Origin of the sequence: Streptomyces cyaneochromogenes (assembly GCF_003963535.1) — a bacterium.
Lineage (GTDB): Bacteria > Actinomycetota > Actinomycetes > Streptomycetales > Streptomycetaceae > Streptomyces > Streptomyces shaanxiensis.
In genome coordinates this window covers 3,709,516-3,728,169 of record NZ_CP034539.1, presented here as the reverse complement: position 1 = coordinate 3,728,169, position 18,654 = coordinate 3,709,516, and the positions used below count along the sequence as shown (strand labels likewise).

At 71.3% G+C, this 18,654-nt stretch carries 19 protein-coding genes; 6 read left to right on the top strand and 13 right to left on the bottom strand.

The annotated features are described in order from the left end of the window. Nucleotides 1-30 precede the first annotated feature (30 nt). The 4 genes from EJ357_RS16620 to EJ357_RS16605 form a co-directional block, all read right to left on the bottom strand. Entirely contained in the window at nucleotides 31-831 is an 801-nt protein-coding gene (locus tag EJ357_RS16620; RefSeq protein WP_126392376.1) for a sugar phosphate isomerase/epimerase family protein, read from the bottom strand. A gap of 95 nt (nucleotides 832-926) precedes the next feature. Beyond that, nucleotides 927-1,859, bottom strand: coding sequence for a bifunctional helix-turn-helix transcriptional regulator/GNAT family N-acetyltransferase (locus EJ357_RS16615; protein ID WP_126392375.1), 933 nt, complete (start codon nucleotides 1,857-1,859; stop codon nucleotides 927-929). A gap of 110 nt (nucleotides 1,860-1,969) precedes the next feature. Continuing rightward, nucleotides 1,970-2,569, bottom strand: coding sequence for a dihydrofolate reductase family protein (locus EJ357_RS16610; RefSeq protein WP_126392374.1), 600 nt, complete (start codon nucleotides 2,567-2,569; stop codon nucleotides 1,970-1,972). 160 nt (nucleotides 2,570-2,729) lie between these two features. After that, on the bottom strand, nucleotides 2,730-3,269 hold the full coding sequence (locus EJ357_RS16605; protein WP_126392373.1) for a GNAT family N-acetyltransferase: 540 nt from the start codon (nucleotides 3,267-3,269) through the stop codon (nucleotides 2,730-2,732). 244 nt (nucleotides 3,270-3,513) lie between these two features. Between EJ357_RS16605 and EJ357_RS16600 the strand changes: the two genes are divergently transcribed. Then, nucleotides 3,514-4,074: a GNAT family N-acetyltransferase gene (locus tag EJ357_RS16600; protein WP_126392372.1), complete on the top strand. Its 561-nt coding sequence runs from the start codon at nucleotides 3,514-3,516 to the stop codon at nucleotides 4,072-4,074. A gap of 682 nt (nucleotides 4,075-4,756) precedes the next feature. On the opposite strand, the gene EJ357_RS16595 is transcribed toward EJ357_RS16600, so the two are convergent. Continuing rightward, nucleotides 4,757-5,803, bottom strand: a complete 1,047-nt coding sequence (locus EJ357_RS16595) for a LacI family DNA-binding transcriptional regulator (protein WP_126392371.1) — start codon at nucleotides 5,801-5,803, stop codon at nucleotides 4,757-4,759. A 342-nt stretch (nucleotides 5,804-6,145) separates the two neighbouring features. Between EJ357_RS16595 and EJ357_RS16590 the strand changes: the two genes are divergently transcribed. The 3 genes from EJ357_RS16590 to EJ357_RS16580 are packed head-to-tail and all read left to right on the top strand — an operon-like array spanning nucleotide 6,146 to nucleotide 9,299. Beyond that, nucleotides 6,146-7,303, top strand: coding sequence for a Gfo/Idh/MocA family protein (locus EJ357_RS16590; protein WP_126392370.1), 1,158 nt, complete (start codon nucleotides 6,146-6,148; stop codon nucleotides 7,301-7,303). Beyond that, nucleotides 7,300-8,454 (top strand): dihydrodipicolinate synthase family protein, encoded by a 1,155-nt coding sequence (locus EJ357_RS16585; protein WP_126392369.1) that lies wholly within the window; start codon nucleotides 7,300-7,302, stop codon nucleotides 8,452-8,454. The genes EJ357_RS16590 and EJ357_RS16585 overlap by 4 nt, the downstream gene beginning before the upstream one ends. 44 nt (nucleotides 8,455-8,498) lie before the next feature. Further along, on the top strand, nucleotides 8,499-9,299 hold the full coding sequence (locus EJ357_RS16580; RefSeq protein WP_126399555.1) for a sugar phosphate isomerase/epimerase family protein: 801 nt from the start codon (nucleotides 8,499-8,501) through the stop codon (nucleotides 9,297-9,299). 148 nt (nucleotides 9,300-9,447) lie between these two features. Here the strand turns inward: EJ357_RS16580 and EJ357_RS16575 are convergent, their stop codons facing one another. Next, nucleotides 9,448-9,633 carry a hypothetical protein gene (locus EJ357_RS16575; protein WP_228473078.1) on the bottom strand — a complete coding sequence of 62 codons (186 nt, stop codon included), beginning with the start codon at nucleotides 9,631-9,633 and terminating at the stop codon, nucleotides 9,448-9,450. 437 nt (nucleotides 9,634-10,070) lie between these two features. On the opposite strand from EJ357_RS16575, the gene EJ357_RS16570 reads away from it, so the two are divergent. Beyond that, a complete protein-coding gene (locus EJ357_RS16570; RefSeq protein ID WP_126392367.1) occupies nucleotides 10,071-10,412 on the top strand; it encodes a hypothetical protein in 342 nt (113 codons plus the stop codon). A 69-nt stretch (nucleotides 10,413-10,481) separates the two neighbouring features. Here EJ357_RS16570 and EJ357_RS16565 read toward each other — a convergent pair whose 3' ends face one another. Beyond that, nucleotides 10,482-11,618, bottom strand: a complete 1,137-nt coding sequence (locus EJ357_RS16565) for a PQQ-dependent sugar dehydrogenase (RefSeq protein ID WP_126392366.1) — start codon at nucleotides 11,616-11,618, stop codon at nucleotides 10,482-10,484. Between the two features lie 157 nt (nucleotides 11,619-11,775). On the opposite strand from EJ357_RS16565, the gene EJ357_RS16560 reads away from it, so the two are divergent. After that, nucleotides 11,776-11,988 (top strand): hypothetical protein, encoded by a 213-nt coding sequence (locus EJ357_RS16560; protein ID WP_126392365.1) that lies wholly within the window; start codon nucleotides 11,776-11,778, stop codon nucleotides 11,986-11,988. Here the strand turns inward: EJ357_RS16560 and EJ357_RS16555 are convergent. The 6 genes from EJ357_RS16555 to EJ357_RS16530 all read right to left on the bottom strand — a co-directional run bounded on the left by EJ357_RS16555 (nucleotide 11,963) and on the right by EJ357_RS16530 (nucleotide 18,629). Next, nucleotides 11,963-12,349 (bottom strand): DUF937 domain-containing protein, encoded by a 387-nt coding sequence (locus EJ357_RS16555; protein WP_126392364.1) that lies wholly within the window; start codon nucleotides 12,347-12,349, stop codon nucleotides 11,963-11,965. The genes EJ357_RS16560 and EJ357_RS16555 overlap by 26 nt on opposite strands. Nucleotides 12,350-12,735: 386 nt before the next feature. Beyond that, nucleotides 12,736-13,125 carry a D-ribose pyranase gene (rbsD, locus tag EJ357_RS16550; protein ID WP_126392363.1) on the bottom strand — a complete coding sequence of 130 codons (390 nt, stop codon included), beginning with the start codon at nucleotides 13,123-13,125 and terminating at the stop codon, nucleotides 12,736-12,738. Further along, nucleotides 13,122-14,024: a ribokinase gene (locus EJ357_RS16545; protein ID WP_126392362.1), complete on the bottom strand. Its 903-nt coding sequence runs from the start codon at nucleotides 14,022-14,024 to the stop codon at nucleotides 13,122-13,124. The genes rbsD and EJ357_RS16545 overlap by 4 nt, the downstream gene beginning before the upstream one ends. Nucleotides 14,025-14,144: 120 nt before the next feature. Further along, a complete protein-coding gene (locus EJ357_RS16540) occupies nucleotides 14,145-16,094 on the bottom strand; it encodes an ABC transporter permease/substrate-binding protein (protein ID WP_126392361.1) in 1,950 nt (649 codons plus the stop codon). Beyond that, nucleotides 16,084-17,604 carry a sugar ABC transporter ATP-binding protein gene (locus EJ357_RS16535; protein WP_126392360.1) on the bottom strand — a complete coding sequence of 507 codons (1,521 nt, stop codon included), beginning with the start codon at nucleotides 17,602-17,604 and terminating at the stop codon, nucleotides 16,084-16,086. Before EJ357_RS16535 ends, EJ357_RS16540 begins: the two co-directional genes overlap by 11 nt. After that, nucleotides 17,601-18,629: a LacI family DNA-binding transcriptional regulator gene (locus EJ357_RS16530; protein ID WP_126392359.1), complete on the bottom strand. Its 1,029-nt coding sequence runs from the start codon at nucleotides 18,627-18,629 to the stop codon at nucleotides 17,601-17,603. The genes EJ357_RS16535 and EJ357_RS16530 overlap by 4 nt, the downstream gene beginning before the upstream one ends. Nucleotides 18,630-18,654: the final 25 nt, after the last annotated feature.

Genomic DNA, 18,654 nt, shown 5'->3' with positions numbered 1-18,654 from the left:
TGCCGTCGGCGTCGGTGTCCGCGTCGGCGCCTAGGCCGACTCGTTCAGCAGCCGTGCCAGGTGGTCGCGCCCCGCGGCGAGGAGTTCGGGCAGCGGGGCGGCGTCCTCGTACCACCGCTTCTCGTACTCCCAGCACAGCCAGCCGTCCCAGCCGTGGCGGGAGAGGACCTCCACGCACTCGGCGAGGGGCAGTACTCCGGCGCCGAGCGGGAGCGGGGTCGTGTCGTCGGCGGAGGCGATGTCCTTGAGCTGGACGTAGCCGAGGTAGGGGGCGAGGGCCGCGTAGCTCTCCGTGGGCTGCTCGCCGCCCAGCCAGGTGTGCATGACGTCCCACAGCGAGCCGACGTGGCGGTGGCCGACCAGGCCGAGGACGCGCATCGAGTCGGCCGCGGTGCGGTGCGAGTCGTGGGTCTCCAGCAGGATCCGTACGCCCATGTCGGCGGCGTACTCCGCGGCCGTACCCAGCCGCCGCGCGGCGATCGCGTCCGCCGACTGCCGGCTCTGTTCGGGGTCGGCGCCGGGGAAGACGCGGACGAAGGGGGCGCCGAGGTCGTGGGCGAGGTCGACGAGCCTGCGGACCTCCTCGATCACGGGCCCGTCGTCACCGGGCGCGGCGACCCGGGCGTACCCGGCCAGGCCCAGCAGCTCGACGCCGGCGGTCTTGAACTCGGCCGCCGCGTCGGCCCGTTCGGCGGGGCCGAGGCCCAGGTGCACCGGTTCCTCCGGGTGCGTGCGCAGCTCGACGCCGTGATACCCGTGTGCCGTCGCCAGGCGCAGCACCTCGGGGAGGGGGAGACCGGGGACGCCGAGGGTGGAGAACGCCAGTTTCATGGATCCCACCTTGCCAGGGAAACGAGGGCACGCCCATCCGGCAGGCGGGCCGGGGGCGCTCCGGACCGGTCACCTCCTGCCCCGTACCGGTGATCTCACTCCTGTGTGCCGTGCAGGTCCAGTCGCCAGTCCTGCCCGTTCAGGTCCTTGCCGAAGGAGCGGTGGGCCTTCTCGGTGACGAGGACGAAGCCGTGGCGCTGGTAGACGCGGCGGGCGGCGGCCAGGACGTCGTTGGTCCACAGGACGAGTTCGCGGTAGCCGACCCCGCGGGCGAAGTCGACGACGGCGGCGACGAGCCGGTCGCCGATGCCGAGGCCGCGCGCGTCGGGCTCGACCAGCAGCAGCCGCAGCCGGGCGGTCGCCGGGGCTTCGTCCCGCACGCACATCACGCAGCCCACCGGCCGCCCGTCCAGCTCGGCGATCCACACCCGCTCCAGATGCGGATCGTGATCCTCCGCGAAGTCCGCGACGATCCTCGCCACCAGCCCCTCGTAGTCGGCGTTGAAGCCGTACTCGGCGGCGTACAGCGCGGCGTTGCGCTGCACGATCCAGCCGAGGTCGCCGGCGCCGGGCTCGCGCAGCAGGACGTCCTCGCGGCGGGGCGGGCGGCCGTGGGACAGGATGGTGCGTACGGTCGTCAGCGCCTCGGCGAGCCGCGGCCGTTCGTCCGCCGGCACGGTCGACAGCAGTGAGCCGACCGATTCGTTCGCCCGCTCCTCCAGCAGCTTGCCGGTCTCCCGGCCGCGCGCGGTGAGCGTGACGCGCCGGCGGCGCGGGTCGTGCCGGGAGGGCGTGCGCTCGATGAGCCCGTCCTGCTCGAACTTGTTCAGGATCCGGCTCAGATACCCCGCGTCCAGCGAGAGCTCGGCCCGCAGATCGGCCGCGTCGGTACGCGGGGAGTGCGCGAGCTCGTACAGGACGCGGGACTCGGTGAGGGTGTACGGGGCGTAGAGGTGGCGGCTGTAGTCGAGGGCGCCGATGACGTTGGTGTAGAAGCGGTTGAAGGCGCGGATGTCATGGACGGTCATGGTCGTCGATCCCCGGATGCTTGACTCAGATGTTTGACTCAGTCAGAGATATCGCCATGTCGAGCCTAGGACGCCCGCGCCGCTACGGCTACCCCTCGGCTACCCCTCGGCTATGCCTCCGCGGCGGCGGGCCGGTAGACGCACACCTGGGCGCCCGTCTTCGCGGCGGTCGTCGACACCAGCTCGAACGGCCGCTTCCCGCCGTCGGCCGGGAAGACCGACTTCCCGCCGCCGAGCAGCACCGGCATCACGATCAGCTGGAGCTCGTCGACCAGGCCCTCCTGGATGAGGGTCCGTACGAGGGTGGGGCTGCCCATCATCGCCAGGTCGCCGCCCTCGGCCGCACGCAGCTCGCGGATCCGGGCGACGGCTTCGGGACCGGGGATGAGGCTGGTGTTCTCCCAGGTCAGGTCGGCGTCGGTGAGGGTGCTGGAGACGACGTACTTCTTGATCGAGTTCATCCGGTCGGCGAAGGGGTCCCCGGCCCGCTCCGGCCACGCCCCGGCCATGGTCTGCCAGGTACGGCGCCCGAACAGCAGCGCCTCGGCGTTGCGCATCCCCGCGTCGAAGGCGCCGCCGAGGACCTCCTCGTCGAAGTACGGATGCGACCAGCCACCGTGCGCGAAGCCGCCGTCGGTGTCCTCCTGGGGGCCGCCGGGCGCCTGCACGACGCCGTCGAGGCTGATGAACTCGGTGATGACGATGCGCATGGGAGGTGCTCCTGTTTTCTCGCTCGGGTGAGGACGCACTGGAGACCGGGGCGGGGCCCGGAACTCATCGGTGGGAGAGTCCTACGTTCGGAACGAGGGATTCGGTAGGGGCGGGGGCTTTCGCGAGGCTCGCGAGCTACGCGATCGAGGCCCTCTGCCGTCAGCTCCTCGCGCCGTGGGCGATGCGGTACAGCACGTTCGGACGCAGTGGCCCCTCGGGCTCGGTGAGGTCGTCGAAGTCGTCGGCCGGGTCCCGGGTCATGCCGATCCGGCGCATCACCGCCTGCGAACGAAGGTTGGTGGCCGTGGTGACAGCGAGGATCTCGGGAAGCCCAAGGGTGTCGAAGCCATGGGCCAGGACGGTCAGCGCGGCCTCGGTGGCGTAGCCCTGACCCCAGGCCGAGCGGGCGAGCCGCCAGCCGATCTCCACTCCGGTGAACGGCATGCCGTCGTCCACGTCGTCCAGGCCCGCGAAACCGATGAACTCACCCGTCGCCCGCACCTCGACCGCCCACCACCCGTAGCCTCGCTGGTCGAACTCGGCCTGGAAGAGCGCCACGGAGGCATCGCTCTGTTCGCGGGTGAGCAGATCGCCCAGGTGCTCTCGAACCTCGGGATCGGCATTCATCGCCGCCCACGGAGCAAGGTCGGAATCACGCCATCGGCGCAGGAGGAGGCGGTCGGTACGCAGTTCAGCCATGCCGCCCAGCCAACGGGAGCTCTGGTCGCGAGGCAATCTCTTTATCTCCCCCGTGGTGCGAGATCTTCCCCTTGCTGCGGCGCCCTCGCCTGCTGCGGCGCCCTCGCCTGCTGCGGCGCCCTCGCCTGCTGCGGGGCCTCCCCTGCCGCGGGGCCCTCCCCCTGGTACGGGGTCTTCCCGCTGGTACGAGCGGCAGCGTGCGGCCCGACGGACCGCCGTCGGACAGGCGTGCGAGGATCCCCGCGTGAATGATCTACGCGTCCGCCCTGCCACCGAGGCCGACCTGGCCACGCTCGTCCGCCTCCGCGACGAGGCGGCCCGCTGGATGCTCGCTCGCGGCATCACCGGGCAGTGGCGGCCGGGGGAGCTGGACGAGGACCACTTCCGCCGGGTCATGGCCCGTGGCGAGGTCTGGCTCGCGCAGGCCGACGGGCGGGTCGCGGGTGCCTGGGAGCTCTGGTGGGAGGACGAGGCCGCCTGGGGCCCGCAGCCACCGGTGGCCGGGTACGTGCACCGGCTCATGGTCGACCGGAGCACGGCCGCGCGCGGGACGGGCCGGCTGCTGCTGAAGGCGGCGGAACACCGGGTGGCCGAGGTGGGACGCACCCGCGTCCGCCTGGACTGCCTGGCCGGCAACGCGCCCCTCAACGCCTACTACCAGGACGCCGGTTACCGCGTCGTGGGCCACAAGGAGGGCAAGCCGCAGCCGGGCGGGGCGCCGCCGAAGTCCTTCACGCTGCTGGAGAAGGAGCTGCGGCGCGTGGCGGATGGCGGGGCCCAAGGCGTGTCCGGCGGAATCGAGTGACCCAGCCGCGCCAGCCGCGCCAGCCGAATCTGGCGCATCAGCCGCATTAGCCGCATCAGCTGAATCGGGCGGCGAAGCGCAGCCGACGTTCCCTTGCTCAGCGCCAAGTGTTCCAGGTACGCCGGACAGGTGAGGTCCAGCCGCACCAACTGTCGGCCCCACCCTTCGACTTCGTTCATGTCCATGTCGTAGTACCAGATTTCCAGCGGGCCGGTGTCTCGCTGGATCCGGATCACCGCGCGCTGCCCGATCGGTGACGCGGAACTCGCAGGCCGGCTCAGGCGGACCCGCGCCTGACGCGCTCCACCAGTGGCTCGCGAGCTCGGCGATGCACGGGCTGTTCACGCACAGTTCGGAACTGACCACCACGCCGAGAGCCGACCCTGGCCAGGCGGCACCTTCCTCGCCCCGCAGGTCCGCCGGACAGGCCAGGCGTTCGTACTCGGCAGCCGTACAGTTGCCGCCGTGCCGCCACGGCCGCGGAACGCCTGGAAGGCACATCGAAGTCGTACGGAGAGTCCCGCAAGTGTTGCCTGTCCGGCTCCAGCATGTCGCCTGAAGCCGGAGAAGTCCCGGTCATCCCGCCCGCCCCCTCACACAGCGAGGCCGCGAAGGCCGGCCGTATCCAGCCCCGGAGACCGGCCGCAGCCAGCCCCGACCCCAGCCGGGTCCGAACCCCGACCTACCCCCGAGGCCCCCCGGAAGACCCCCGAACCATCAACTCCCCCCGAATCGTCGCGATCCCCCCGGGCGGCGCCTCCTCCCGCCCCATCGCGATCCGCCCGGCGCGCGCCCCCGCCTCCGCCAACGGCAGCCTCACCGTCGTAAGAGAAGGCACCGCGTCGATGCTGAACGGCAGGTCGTCGAAGCCCGCCACCGACACGTCGTCCGGGATGCGCAGCCCGGAGTCCCGCAGCGCCGCGCACGCGCCGAGCGCGACGGAGTCGTTCGCCGCGACCACGGCCGTCAGGGACGGGTCCCGGCGCAGCAGCTCCAGGGTCGCCTCGTAGCCGGACTGGCGGTCGTAGCGGCCGTAGACCGTCCAGCGGGCGTCCTCTTCGATGCCGTGGGCCTCCAGCGCGGCCCGGTGGCCCTCCAGGCGGTGCCGGGTGGTGGTCCGCTCCTCCGGGCCCGCGATGTAGCCCAACCGCCGGTGCCCGAGGCCGATGAGGTGTTCGGTCAGCTCACGTCCGCCCCCGCGGTTGTCGAAGGTCAGCGCGATCGCACCCGTGTCCGGCGCCGGCGGCCGTCCGCACAGCACCACCTTCGTCCCGGCGTCCGCCAGCTTCCGCAGCTTGGAGGCCACGGCCGCCGCGTGGGGCGCGTCCTCCACGGCGCCGCCGGTCAGGACGACCGCCGCGGCCCGCTGCCGCTGCAGCAGGGTCAGGTAGGTCAGCTCCCGCTCCGGCGAGCCGCCCGTGTTGCAGACCACCGCCAGCCGCTCACCGCCCGCGCGGCCGCCCGGCCCGCCGATCTCCGACTGGATCGCGCTCGCCATGATCCCGAAGAAGGGGTCGGCGATGTCGTTGACCAGGATGCCGACCAGGTCGGAGGTGGCGGCAGCCAACGCGCTCGCCGGGCCGTTCAGCACGTAGTCCAGCTCGTCGACCGCCCGTAGCACCCGCTCGCGGGTGGTGGCGGCCACGGGGTAGTTCCCGTTCAGCACGCGCGACACCGTCGCGGGGGAGACCTGGGCGCGGGCCGCCACGTCCGCCAGGGTCACCGTCATCTCGTCGTCCTCCGGTCGTGCATCTCGTCGTACACCTCGTACGCGCTCACAGGCGGGCTTGCGCCCCCGTACTCACTGGCAGGCCTAAGCCCGCGTATTCGCAGGCAGGCTTACGCCCACGTAGACAGACCGCCCACGTCCACGGTTCCGTGTGTGCCGAGCAGACCATACGGCCAACAACCCCCGTTGTTCGTCCCCTCGAACAACTCAGGCTGGTCACGGTCTTGTCCAGACCCCTGCTCAGAGGCTAGCTTCTTATGACATAGAAAGCGCTTGCTGTGACGCTCGCCAGTTGAAAGACAGGGCGTACGCGGCGCCTACCCCGCGTACGAAGGGAACGACGTGACACGCAAGACGGTGCGTATCGCCATGAACGGTGTGACGGGGCGCATGGGCTACCGCCAGCACCTGGTCCGCTCGATCCTGGCCATCCGCGAGCAGGGCGGACTCGACCTCGGCGACGGCACCGTGCTGTGGCCGGAGCCGATCCTGGTCGGTCGCCGCGAGCACGCGCTGCGGGCGCTCGCCGAGCAGCACGGCCTGGACCCGGAGAACATCTCGACCGATGTCGACGCGGTCCTCGCCGACCCCACCGTCGAGATCTACTTCGACGCCCAGGTCACCTCCGCCCGCGAGGAGGCGATCAGGAAGGCGATCGCCGCCGGCAAGCACATCTACACCGAGAAGCCGACCGCGACGGGGCTGGACGGTGCCCTGGAGCTCGCGCGGCTGGCCGCCGACGCCGGCATCAAGCACGGTGTCGTCCAGGACAAGCTCTTCCTGCCGGGCCTGCTGAAGCTGAAGCGGCTCATCGACGGCGGCTTCTTCGGCCGGATCCTCTCCATCCGCGGCGAGTTCGGCTACTGGGTCTTCGAGGGCGACTGGCAGACCGCGCAGCGCCCGTCCTGGAACTACCGCGCCGAGGACGGCGGCGGCATCGTCGTCGACATGTTCCCGCACTGGGAGTACGTGCTTCACGAGCTCTTCGGGCGCGTGAAGTCCGTCCAGGCCATCGCCACCACCCACATCCCGCAGCGCTGGGACGAGAACGACAAGCCCTACGACGCCACCGCCGACGACGCCGCCTACGGCATCTTCGAGCTCGACGGCGGCGCCATCGCCCAGATCAACTCCAGCTGGGCCGTGCGCGTCAACCGCGACGAGCTGGTGGAGTTCCAGGTCGACGGGACCGAGGGGTCCGCCGTCGCCGGTCTGCGCAACTGCCGCGTCCAGCACCGCTCCCTCACCCCCAAGCCGGTCTGGAACCCGGACATCCCGGCCACCTACTCCTTCCGCGACCAGTGGCAGGAGGTCCCGGACAACGCCGACTTCGACAACGGCTTCAAGGCCCAGTGGGAGCTGTTCCTCAAGCACGTCTACGCCGACGCCCCCTATCACTGGGACCTCCTCGCCGGCGCCCGCGGTGTCCAGCTCGCCGAGCTGGGCCTGAAGTCCTCGGCCGAGGGCCGCCGTCTCGATGTGCCGGAGATCTCGCTGTGACCATCCAGCTGCCCGACCTCAAGGGCGGGTTGAGGGCGTACGAGCCCCGCCAGGAGCCCCTCGCCCTCAACCCGGGCGCGCCCTTCACCTCCCGTACGGTCTACTCCGCGGCGCACGTCGTCGCCGACCCGTACGCCGACACGACCCCCGACTCGCCCGCCGCCGTCGACTGGGACGCCACCCTCGCCTTCCGCCGCCACCTGTGGTCCCACGGGCTCGGCGTCGCCGAGGCGATGGACACCGCCCAGCGCGGGATGGGCCTGGACTGGGCGGGCGCGGCCGAGCTGATCCGCCGCAGCGCCGCGGAGGCCAAGTCGGTCGGCGGGCTCATCGCCTGCGGCGTCGGCACCGACCAGCTCACCGGCCCGGCGTCCCTGGGCGAGGTCCGGGCGGCGTACGAGGAGCAGCTCGCGCTCGTCGAGGAGTCCGGCGCGCGGGCGATCCTGATGGCCTCCCGCGCCCTCGCGGCCGCCGCCTCCGGGCCCGAGGACTACCTGGAGGTCTACGGCCACCTCCTGCGCCAGGCCTCCGAGCCGGTGGTCCTGCACTGGCTGGGCCCGATGTTCGACCCGGCGCTGGAGGGCTACTGGGGCTCGTCCGACCTGGACGCGGCCACGGACACCTTCCTGGAGGTCATCGCCGCCCACCCGGACAAGGTGGACGGCATCAAGGTGTCGCTGCTGGAGGCCCAGCGGGAGATCGACATCCGCCGCCGCCTCCCGCAGGGCGTGCGCTGCTACACGGGCGACGACTTCAACTACCCCGAGCTGATCGCGGGCGACGAGAAGGGTTTCAGCCACGCCCTGCTCGGCATCTTCGACCCGCTGGGGCCGCTGGCGGCCGAGGCGGTGCGGGTGCTGGACACGGGGAACGTGCCCGGCTTCCGCGCACTCCTCGACCCCACGGTCGAGCTGTCCCGCCACCTCTTCCAGGCGCCCACCCGCTTCTACAAGACGGGCGTGGTCTTCCTGGCCTGGCTGGCCGGCCACCAGTCGCACTTCACGATGGTCGGCGGCCTGCAGTCGGCCCGCTCCCTCCCGCACTTCGCCCGTGCCTACGAACTCGCCGACGGACTGGGCCTGTTCCCGGACCCGAAGCTGGCCGAGGAGCGGATGAAGAACCTGCTGTCGCTGTATGGAGTCGCCCAGTGAGCGCCACGGATCCCGCCGATCTCGCCCGTTTCTCCATCAACCAGATGACCGTCAAGCAGCTGTCGATGCCGGAGCTGGTCGAGGAGTGCGGCCGGCTGGGCATCGGCAACGTCGGCCTGTGGCGCGAGCCCGTCCAGTCGTACGGCCTGGAGGCGACGGCCAAGCTGGTCCGCGACGCGGGCCTGACGGTCACCACCCTCTGCCGCGGCGGCTTCTTCACCGCGATCGACCCGGACGAGCGGGCGAAGGCGCTGGACGACAACCGCCGGGCCGTCGACGAGGCGGCGACGCTGGGCACGGACGTACTGGTGCTGGTCTCCGGCGGTCTGCCCGCCGGCTCCAGGGACCTGCACGGCGCGCGGGAGCGGATCGCCGACGCGCTGGGGGAGCTGGGCCCGTACGCCGAGGAACGCGGCGTGAAGCTCGCCATCGAGCCGCTGCACCCGATGTACGCCTCCGACCGGTGCGTGGTGTCGACCCTGGCCCAGGCTCTCGACCTCGCGGAACGCTTCCCGGCCCGGCAGGTCGGCGTCACGGTGGACACGTACCACGTCTGGTGGGACGACACGGCGCCGGAGCAGATCGCCCGGGCGGGCGCGGGTGGCCGTATCCACACCTTCCAGCTCGCCGACTGGACCACCCCGCTGCCCGAGGGCGTGCTCACCGGGCGCGGTCAGATCGGGGACGGGGCGATCGACATGCGGGAGTGGAAGGGGTACGTGGAGGCGGCGGGCTACACCGGCGCCATCGAGGTCGAGCTGTTCAACGACGGGTTGTGGGCCCGGGACGGGCGCGAGGTGCTCGCGGAGACGGCGTCACGGTTCGTGGAGCACGTCATCCGGTAGCGGTCCGCACCGTCTGCCCCGCATCGGCGATTTCGTCCGGGCGGGGCAGTTCCATGTCCGGATCAGGTTTGTGAGAGTCACCGGCGGCGCCTCCGCCGCTGTCGCCGTGGGCCGATGCGGGATGGCGCCATCCCGGGCGGGGCCGCCGTCAGACGATGTGTACCCGTTCCAGGGCGCCTTGCGGATCCCGCAGCAGGATCTCCCGACCCTCCGTCCGTTGCGCCTCCAGATAGGCGTAGATCTGCACCGCGCGGTTGATCACGTCCGCCTTGCTGAGTCCGGTCGCCTCGGTGAGCTCGGCGACCGCCTGCACGGCCGGCGGAACGAGTGTCACGGAGTACCGCTCACTCGCAGGATGACGCAACGAACGAACCGGCTGTCCTCCCATGTGCAGCCCCTCCTTCTCTTCTCGTCTTGTCCGCCCTGACGTTCTGATCTGCAAGTCTGCCATGGAATGCAGCAGAACACCACCAGATTGGTGCGTTAACGCACCAGCTTTGCTACGGTGGGTCCTGCCTCGTTGAGAAGCGCGGGCACCGCGGACACGGGGCCGCGGCACCGCGCTCCACAGCGAGCAAGGGGGGAATGGCGCAGCGAAGAGCTGCGCACCCCGGAGGAGGCCGCTGGTCCAGGAGGGCTCGGGCGAGCGGTCGGCTGCCGGGAAGGTCGCTGTCCGCACTCAACCCGGGATGGAGGTGGCGCCGTGCAGCCGATCAGGCCGGTTCCCCCTTGATACACAACCCACTCTGAACCGGCCGGAAAGGTCCGGCCATGCCCCTCAACGACCCGCCGACCCACGGCAACGAGGAAGACGACGAAGCCCTCGTACTCGACACCGGGGAACCCACCGGTTCCGCATACGTGTCGATCACGACGACTCCCGACGGCCCGGCCTTGACGGCCTCCGTGTCGGAGAAGGAGTCCGGACAGGCGCTTCGGACGCTCATCGCCTTCTCCGGAGTCGCCGGATCGGTCATCGGTCCCTATCTGATGGCGAAGGCGCTGTCGCTTCTCGCGACGGCGTCACCCTGGCAGTTCGAGGTCGCGTGCCTGATGCTGGCGGCGGTCCTGCCATGGGTCCATCTCCACGTCCACCCGCGTCACGAGCGCTGACGCGCTCTGTTCAGCCGGAGTATGCCCCCGCCGCCATGGCGGGGGCAGAGGGGGCACTGCCGGCAGTCGTTACGCCGGGTCGACGCGGGAGACGCGGCCTCCCAGGTCGAGCACGTACAGCTCGCCATCGCCGCCCTGTACGAACGAGACGACCGAGCCGCCGTCGACCGCGAGGTCGCCCACGCCGGTGACCTTGCCGTTCTCCATCTGGAGGGTGCGCAGGGTGCCGTCGCAGTAGTCGCTGAACACGTACTGGCCCCTGAGGTCCGGGATCGCCGTGCCTCGATAGACGTATCCGCCGGTTACCGAGCAGCCCAGCCCGTTGCGGTCGTACTCGTGGATCGGCGGCACGTGGTTCGCGGGCTCCGTGCCGCCCCGGAAGGGATGGTTGCCCTCCATCCGGGACCAGCCGTAGTTCTCGCCGCCCTTGCTGCTTGCCGGGGCCCAGTCGATCTCCTCCCAGGCGCTCTGGCCGACGTCACCGATCAGGAGGTCGCCCGTGCCCGCGTCGAAGGAGAACCGCCACGGGTTGCGCAGCCCGTACGCCCAGATCTCGTCCTTCGCGTTCGGGTCGTCCACGAACGGGTTGTCCGGCGGGATCGCGTACGGCTTGGCGCCGCTCGGGTCGATCCGCAGGAGCTTGCCGAGCAGCGTGTCGAGGTTCTGCCCGTTGCCGTGCGGGTCGCCGCCCGCGCCTCCGTCGCCGAACGCGATGTAGAGGTAGCCGTCGGGGCCGAACGCGATGTCGCCGCCGTTGTGGTTCGCGTAGGGCTGCGTCTGGGTGAGGACGGTGCGCCGGGTGTCCGGCTGGATCTTGCCGTCCCGCACGGCGAACTCGTCCACCGTGCTGGTGCCTTGGAGGTTCGTGAACGAGACGTAGAAGTGCGCGAATCCCTTGTCGAACGCGACGCCCAGCAGGCCGCGTTCGCCGTCGGTGGTGGTGTCGCCGGATATGTCGAGGACGGGCTCGCCGAGCCCTTGATCGCCCAAGGCCCTTACGGTGCCTGCGCGTTCGGCTATCCAGATCGTGCCACCGGGGCCGGCGGTGCCGGCGGTCGGATTCCGGGCCGTGGCCACTTCCTTGAGCGTGACCTTCGCTGCCTGACGTGGGGCGACGGGCTCGTCGGCGGACGCCGTGGTCAAGGCGAGGGAAGCGACGAGGCAGATGGTGCCGATGATCGCCGAGCTTCTGGTGCGAACTCTCACCGTGATCCTCCTGGAGGCGGTGAACGGGGGGAGGTCACCCGGCTGCTTGGGCAGAGTGCAGAGGTGCAGAGACAGGTGGGGTGTCGCCCGCGCCAGCACGCAACCTGGGTGGGGGATGGTGTGCTACTGGCCACGGATGAGGATACTGAGGCAGGGGGTGCCTGGTGTAGACCACAATCCGCCCATCTACCACCCCGACGACACCCGCTCCGTCCCCGTCTGCCGTCGGATGATCCACCTCGCCGTCACCGCCGAGCAGCTCGGCGACACCCTCGAGCTGCTCGGCGCCGAGCTGGTCTCCAGTGCCGTACGGCATCCAGGTGGGCGCGGCGTGGCCCTCCGGCTCAGCGACGCCCCGCCCGCTTGGTAAGCACCGCCAGCTCCACCGGAATCACCATCTCCACCACCCGTGACACCGCCTCCGGCGCCAGCCCCGTCCGCCGGGCCACCGCGTGGGCCACCGACTCGGCCTCCTCGGCCAGCACCCCGGCCATGAGGCCACCCGTCGCGAAGCCCCCCAGCGTGGCCACGCCCGTGAGGGGGGCCTCGTGCGGTGTCGCGACCGTGTCGGCCTCGCCGGACAGTGCCGTCACCGTCGTACCGACCATCTGCCGGGCGCCCGCCTCGTCCGTGCCCAGCAGCCCCGCGATGTCCCAGATCCGATCGTCGCCGAGTTCTGCGAGCACGTCGTCCTGGAGTGACGTGAGGGGGTTTTCGTCTACCTCGGACATGCCTAAACGCTACGTCCGCCCCGAATCGTCGGCACGCCGAGACGGTGCCGGGGGACGCGGAAAAATTTTCGCGGACACCGTGCAACCCTCCGCCGACCTCGCGGGTCGTACTTGGCATCAGGACTTCTGGAGGGGGATCTGGGGGGATCGCGGGGGTCCTGACGGGAGGGGAAAACCCGAGGGGCCCGGTCATTGACCGGGCCCCTCGAAGCTTGTCGCCCTCGGCTCGCGAGCCTCAGGAGTAGTGGTATCGCGCCAGCACAATGACGAGGTCGGGCTCCGTGACCTTGAGGTTCTTGCGGGCCTCGCTGGCCGTTATCGACATGCCGCGACCTCGTTTCGCTACTGGTGCCATGAATGGCGCCAGTCAGGCTCCTGGTCGCGGCTCAGAAGAACACTCCGCAGCGCAACAGCACATTCGCGTACGGCCGAGCCTCCCCGGTCCGCACGACCAGCCGCGCCCCGGCCGACAGCTCCTTCAGCCGCTCGTGCGTGACCAGCTCCAGTTCGGGAAACTCCCCGTCCAGCAGTGCGGCCGCCGCCGGGTTGGCATCCCGCGTCTCCTTCGCCGCCGTCGCGCCCTCCACGACCAGCTCGGCCAGCAGGCCGTCCAGCACCACGGCGAACGACGGCACCCCGGCCCGGAAGGCCAGGTCCACGACCCGGGGGCCGTCGGGTATCGGCATGCCCACGTCGCACACGAGCACGCCGTCGCCGTGGCCCAGCTCGGCGAGGGCGCCGCAGAGGAAACGGTTCAGGATTCCGGCCTTCTTCACCGGGCCTCGACCTCCGCCGCGGTCGGGAAGGACTCCTGCGCGCCCTGCTTCGTGACCGCCGCCGCCCCGACCCGGGCCGCGTACGCCGCCGCCTCGGCCAGGGACGAGCCCGCCCCCAGCTTCCAGGCCAGCGCGGCCGTGAACGCGTCGCCCGCGCCCGTCGTGTCCACCGCGTCCACCTTCACGGACGGCACCCGCGTCACCCCCTGCGCGGAGGCCACCAGCGCGCCCTGAGCGCCCAGGGTCACCACCACCGAGCGGGGCCCCTTGGCGAGCAGGATCCGCGCCCAGTCCTCCGGCGTCTCGCCCACCGCCGAGTCGCCGAGGATGACCTTCGCCTCGTGCTCGTTGACGATCAGCGGGTCGCAGGCCGCCAGCACCTCGCTCGGCAGCGGCCGGGGCGGGGAGGGGTTGAGGACGAAGCGGCTGCCGTCCGCCAGGCTGCGTACGACCTCCACGACCGTCTCCAGCGGGATCTCCAGCTGGGCCGACACCACCCGGGACGCCTGGAAGAGGCTCGCGGCGGCCCGGACGTCCTCGGGAGTGAGCCTGCCGTTGGCCCCGGGCGAGACCACGATGCTGTTGTCCCCGGACGGGTCCACCGTGATCAGCGCGACGCCGGTCGGCGCACCGCCGACCAGGACGCCCACCGTGTCGACGCCCGCCGCCCGCTGCGAGTCGAGCAGCAGCCGGCCGTGGCCGTCGTCGCCGACCCGGGCCAGCAGCGCCGTACGGGCCCCGAGCCGGGCGGCCGCGACCGCCTGGTTCGCGCCCTTGCCGCCCGGGTGGACGGCGAGGTCGGAGCCGAGCACGGTCTCCCCGGCCCCCGGCCGGCGCTCGACACCGATCACCAGGTCGGCGTTGGCCGACCCTACGACCAGGAGGTCGTAGTCATACATGTGGTTGCTCCCCTGATTGGTCCCCGTAGTGACGCCTGGTCCGCGCAACGACGTACGGCGGGCGGATCCCCGATCGGAGCCGCCCGCCTGCCCGCCGGTCAGTCTGCCTGTCCGTCCGTCTCAGCCCGCGAACCCGGCCACGTTCTCCTCCGTGACCACCTTCACCGGCACCATCACCGACTTCGCGACCTTGTCGCCCTGCGCGGCCTTCACCGCGTTCTGCACGGCGATCCTGCCGAGCTGCGTCGGCTGCTGCGCCACCGACGCGAACAGCGTGCCCGCCTTGACGGCCTTCAGCCCGTCCGCGGTTCCGTCGAAGCCGATGACCTGGACGGACGTGCCGGCCTTGGAGCCGAGTGCCTTGATCGCGCCGAGCGCCATCTCGTCGTTCTCGGCGAAGACGCCGTCGATGTCCGGGTTGGCCTGCAGCAGGTTGGTCATGACGTCCAGGCCCTTGGTGCGGTCCCAGTCGGCAGGCTGCTTCGCCACGACCTTGATGCCCGGGTAGTCCTTCAGGCCCTCGGCGAAGCCGGCGCCGCGCTCGCGGCTGGCGGACGTGCCGGCCTGGCCCTGGAGGATCACGATGGTGCCCTTGCCGCCCAGCTTCTCGGCGAGCGCCTTGGCGGCGAGCTTGCCGCCGGTGACGTTGTCGGAGGCGACGAGCGCGGCGGTGGCGGCGTTGTTGACGGCCCGGTCGACGGCGACGAGCGGGATGCCGGACTTGTTCACGCCCATCGCCGCCGGGGTCACCGCGTCGGAGTCCACCGGGTTGACGATGATCGTGCCGAGGCCCTCACTGGTGAAGTTCTGCAGCTGGTTGGCCTGCTGCGAGGCGTCGTTCTGCGCGTCCGTGACCGTCAGGTCGACGCCCAGCTTCTGCGCCTCCTCCTGCGCCCCGGCCCGGATCGACACGAAGAACGGGTTGTTGAGGGTCGACAGGGAGAGGCCGATCTTCTGGCTCTTCGCCTCCGAGGAGCCGCTGTGCAGCAGGGACGTCGCCCCGACGACCGCCGCCGCGACCACGGCCGCGAGCAGATACGTCGCCGCCTGCCTGCCCTTGCCGCCCTGGGACGTGCCCGCGGCCACCGGGGTCGCTCCGGCCTTGCGGCGCACGGTGTCGAGGAGCACGGCGAGCGCGATCACGACACCGATGACGACCTGCTGCCAGAAGGCGGACACGGAAAGGAGGTTCAGCCCGTTGCGCAGCACCGCCAGGATCAGCGCGCCGATCAGCGTGCCGGACGCCTTGCCCGTGCCGCCGGCAAGCGAGGCGCCGCCGATGACGACCGCCGCGATGGCGTCGAGCTCGTAGCCCTGCGCGGCCTGCGGCTGCGCGGAGGAGAGACGGGCGGCGAGCACGATGCCCGCGGCGGCGGCGAACAGACCGGAGAAGGCGTAGATCGCGAGCTTCTGCTTCTTCACGCGCAGACCGGAGAGGCGGGCCGCCTCCTCGTTGCCGCCGATCGCGTACATCGAGCGGCCGATGTACGTCCGCCCCAGCACGAACGCCGTGATCAGCCCCATGCCGACCATCACGAGCACCGGCACCGGCAGCCAGCCGCCGAGCGTGTCGCCGAGGTGCGAGACCGAGTCGGGGAACGCGATGGGGGAGCCCTGCGAGATCACCAGGGACAGGCCGCGGGCCACCGACAGCATGGCCAGCGTCGCGATGAACGGCGGGAGTTTGCCGTACGACACCAGGAAGCCGTTGACCAGGCCGCACGCTATGCCGGTCGCGATGGCCAGGAGGACGGCGAGGAAGACCGGGACGCCTTCCGACGTCGCGCTCCAGGCGAGGACGGTGGCGGACAGGGCGGCGACCGAGCCGACCGACAGGTCGATGCCCGCCGAGACGATCACGAAGGTCACACCGAAGGCGAGGATGGCGGTCACGGCCGCCTGGACGCCGACGTTGAGGAGGTTGTCCGTCGTCATGAAGTCGCCGGACAGCGCCGACATCGCGATGACGAGGACGATCAGCGCGGTGAGCGCGCCGTTGTCGAGCAGGAGGCGGCGAAGCCCCGAGGCGCCACTCGCGCCCGTCGTGCTCTTGAGCGTGTCAGCGGCCACGGGGGGCCTCCTTCTCGGTGGTGGGGTTGCTGACGGCGAGCGCCATCACGGCGTCCTGGGTGGCCTCGTCGGCGGGGAGTTCGCCCGCGATCCGGCCCTGTGCCATGACCAGGACCCGGTCGCTCATGCCGAGCACCTCGGGCAGGTCGCTGGAGATCATGAGGACGGCGGCACCGGCTGCCGTCAGTTCGTTGATGAGCTGGTAGATCTCGACCTTGGCGCCGACGTCGATGCCGCGCGTCGGCTCGTCGAGGATCAGGACCTTGGTGTTCGCCAGCAGCCACTTGCCGATGACGACCTTCTGCTGGTTGCCGCCGGACAACGTCCGTACGTGCTGGCCGAGTCCGGCCATCCGCACGCCGAGCTGCTCGGCGATCCGGGCGGCGGCCTCCCGCTGCCCCTTGAGATCGACGAGCCCGCCGCGGGTCGCGGACCGCATGGTCACCAGGCCGAGGTTCTCCTCGACGGAGGCGTCGAGGACGAGCCCCTGGCCCTTGCGGTCCTCGGGGATCAGCCCGATGCCGGCCGCCATGGCGGCGCCCACGTCGTGGCCCTTCAGGGCCGTCCCGGAGACCTTCACGGCGCCCTTGTCGTAGGGATCGGCCCCGAAGACCGCCCGCACGACCTCGGTACGACCGGCGCCCACGAGCCCGGCGATACCGACGACCTCACCGGCGTGCACCTGGAAGCCGACGTCATGGAAGACACCGTCGCGGGTGAGCCCCTCGACGGAGAGCAACGCGGCTCCCGCCTCGGCCCGTTCACGCGGGTACTGCTGCTCGATCGAGCGCCCGACCATGAGCCGTACGAGCTCGTTCTCGGGCGTGGCGGCCGGGACCTGCCCGACGCTCCTGCCGTCCCGGATGACCGTCACCCGGTCGCCCAGGGCGGCGATCTCGTCCAGGTGATGCGTGATGAAGACGATCCCGACGCCGTCCTCGCGCAGCTTGCGCACGATCGCGAAGAGCTTCTCGACCTCCTCGGAGGTCAGCACGGCCGTCGGCTCGTCCATGATCAGCACGCGCGCGTTCAGGCTCAGCGCCTTGGCGATCTCGACCATCTGCAGGCGTGCGATGCCGAGTTCACGCACACGCGCGCGTGGCGACACGTTGACGCCGACCCGCCGCAGCAGGACCTCGGCGTCGGCCTCCATCCGCTTCCGGTCGATCATCCCGAAGCGGCGCGGCTGGCGGCCCAGGAAGATGTTCTCGGCGACCGTGAGGTCGGGAACGAGGTTGAACTCCTGGTAGATGGTGGCGATCCCGAGGCGCTCGGAGTCCTGCGCCCCGTGGATGCGCGTCTCCTCGCCGCCGACCAGGATCCGCCCGGCGTCGGGCGTGTACGCGCCGGAGAGCATCTTGATGAGGGTGCTCTTGCCCGCGCCGTTCTCGCCGAGCAGCACATGCACCTCGCCCCGGCGCAGATCGAAGTCGACGCCGTCCAGCGCGACCACGCCCGGGAAGGCCTTCCTGATGCCCTCGATGCGCAGCAACTCGTCCGCGTTGCTCACGACTGGCTCCTGTTCGTTACGGGGGTCTCGGCGGGGTTCTCGCCGCAGGAGCGGCGTACGACGAGACGGGCGGGGAGGGTGACGGACTCGCCGGGCCGTCCCTCGATGCGGTCGACCAGGGCGCGTACGGCGGCCCGGCCCAGGTCGCCCGTCGGCTGGGCGATGGCGGTGATCGGCGGATCGGTGTGCACGAACCACCGGATGTCGTCGAACGCGGCGAGCGCGATGTCGTCCGGCACGCGCAGCCCACGCGCGCGTACGGCGTCCAGCGCGCCGAGCGCCATCAGGTTGTCGGCCGCGAACACGACCTCGGGCGGCTCGGGCAGGTCGAGGAAGCCCTCGGTGACGCGCCGCCCGCTCTCGGCCTGGAAGTCGCCCTGCCCTGTGTAGGCGTCGGGCAGTTCGAGGCCGTACGCGGCGAGCGCCTCCCGGAAGGCCTCGACGCGCTCGCGTCCGGTCGTCGTCGCCGCGGGGCCCGCGATGATGGCGAGCCTGCGATGCCCCAGCCCGTGCAGATGCGCCACGAGATCCCGTACCGCGGTCTGCCCGTCCGCCCGCACCACCGGCACGTCCACGCCCGGGATCCACCGGTCCACGAAGACCATCGGCGTCCCCGCCCGCACGGCGTCCAGCATCAGCGGCGAGCCGCCGTCGGTGGGGGAGACGAGCAGGCCGTCGATCCGGCGGTCCAGCAGGTTCCGCACATGGTGGTCCTGCAGATCCGGCCGCTCGTCGGCGTTGCCGATGATGACGCTGTAGCCGAGCGCGCGGGCCTCCTCCTCGACGGAGCGGGCCAGCTCGGTGAAGTAGGGGTTGAGCACGTCGCTGATGACCAGGCCGAGGGTGTGGGTCTGGTCGGTGCGCAGGGAGCGGGCGACGGCGTTCGGGCGGTAGCCCAGGGTCTCGACGGCCGCCAGCACGCGCGTGCGTGCCTCGGCGCTGACCGACGGATGGTCGTTCAGGACACGCGACACCGTGGCGACGGAGACCCCCGCCTCGGCAGCGACGTCCTTGATGCTCGCCATCGCCGCTCCACCTCCTTGTGGATCG

Excerpts from the sequence above, each read along its gene's own strand:
- EJ357_RS16620 (WP_126392376.1), bottom strand. The coding sequence starts at position 831 with ATGAAACTGGCGTTCTCCACCCTCGGCGTCCCCGGTCTCCCCCTCCCC.
- EJ357_RS16615 (WP_126392375.1), bottom strand. The coding sequence starts at position 1,859 with ATGACCGTCCATGACATCCGCGCCTTCAACCGCTTCTACACCAACGTC.
- EJ357_RS16610 (WP_126392374.1), bottom strand. The coding sequence starts at position 2,569 with ATGCGCATCGTCATCACCGAGTTCATCAGCCTCGACGGCGTCGTGCAG.
- EJ357_RS16605 (WP_126392373.1), bottom strand. The coding sequence starts at position 3,269 with ATGGCTGAACTGCGTACCGACCGCCTCCTCCTGCGCCGATGGCGTGAT.
- EJ357_RS16595 (WP_126392371.1), bottom strand. The coding sequence starts at position 5,803 with ATGACGGTGACCCTGGCGGACGTGGCGGCCCGCGCCCAGGTCTCCCCC.
- EJ357_RS16580 (WP_126399555.1), top strand. The coding sequence starts at position 8,499 with ATGACCGTCAAGCAGCTGTCGATGCCGGAGCTGGTCGAGGAGTGCGGC.
- EJ357_RS16570 (WP_126392367.1), top strand. The coding sequence starts at position 10,071 with ATGCCCCTCAACGACCCGCCGACCCACGGCAACGAGGAAGACGACGAA.
- EJ357_RS16555 (WP_126392364.1), bottom strand. The coding sequence starts at position 12,349 with ATGTCCGAGGTAGACGAAAACCCCCTCACGTCACTCCAGGACGACGTG.
- EJ357_RS16545 (WP_126392362.1), bottom strand. The coding sequence starts at position 14,024 with ATGTATGACTACGACCTCCTGGTCGTAGGGTCGGCCAACGCCGACCTG.
- EJ357_RS16530 (WP_126392359.1), bottom strand. The coding sequence starts at position 18,629 with ATGGCGAGCATCAAGGACGTCGCTGCCGAGGCGGGGGTCTCCGTCGCC.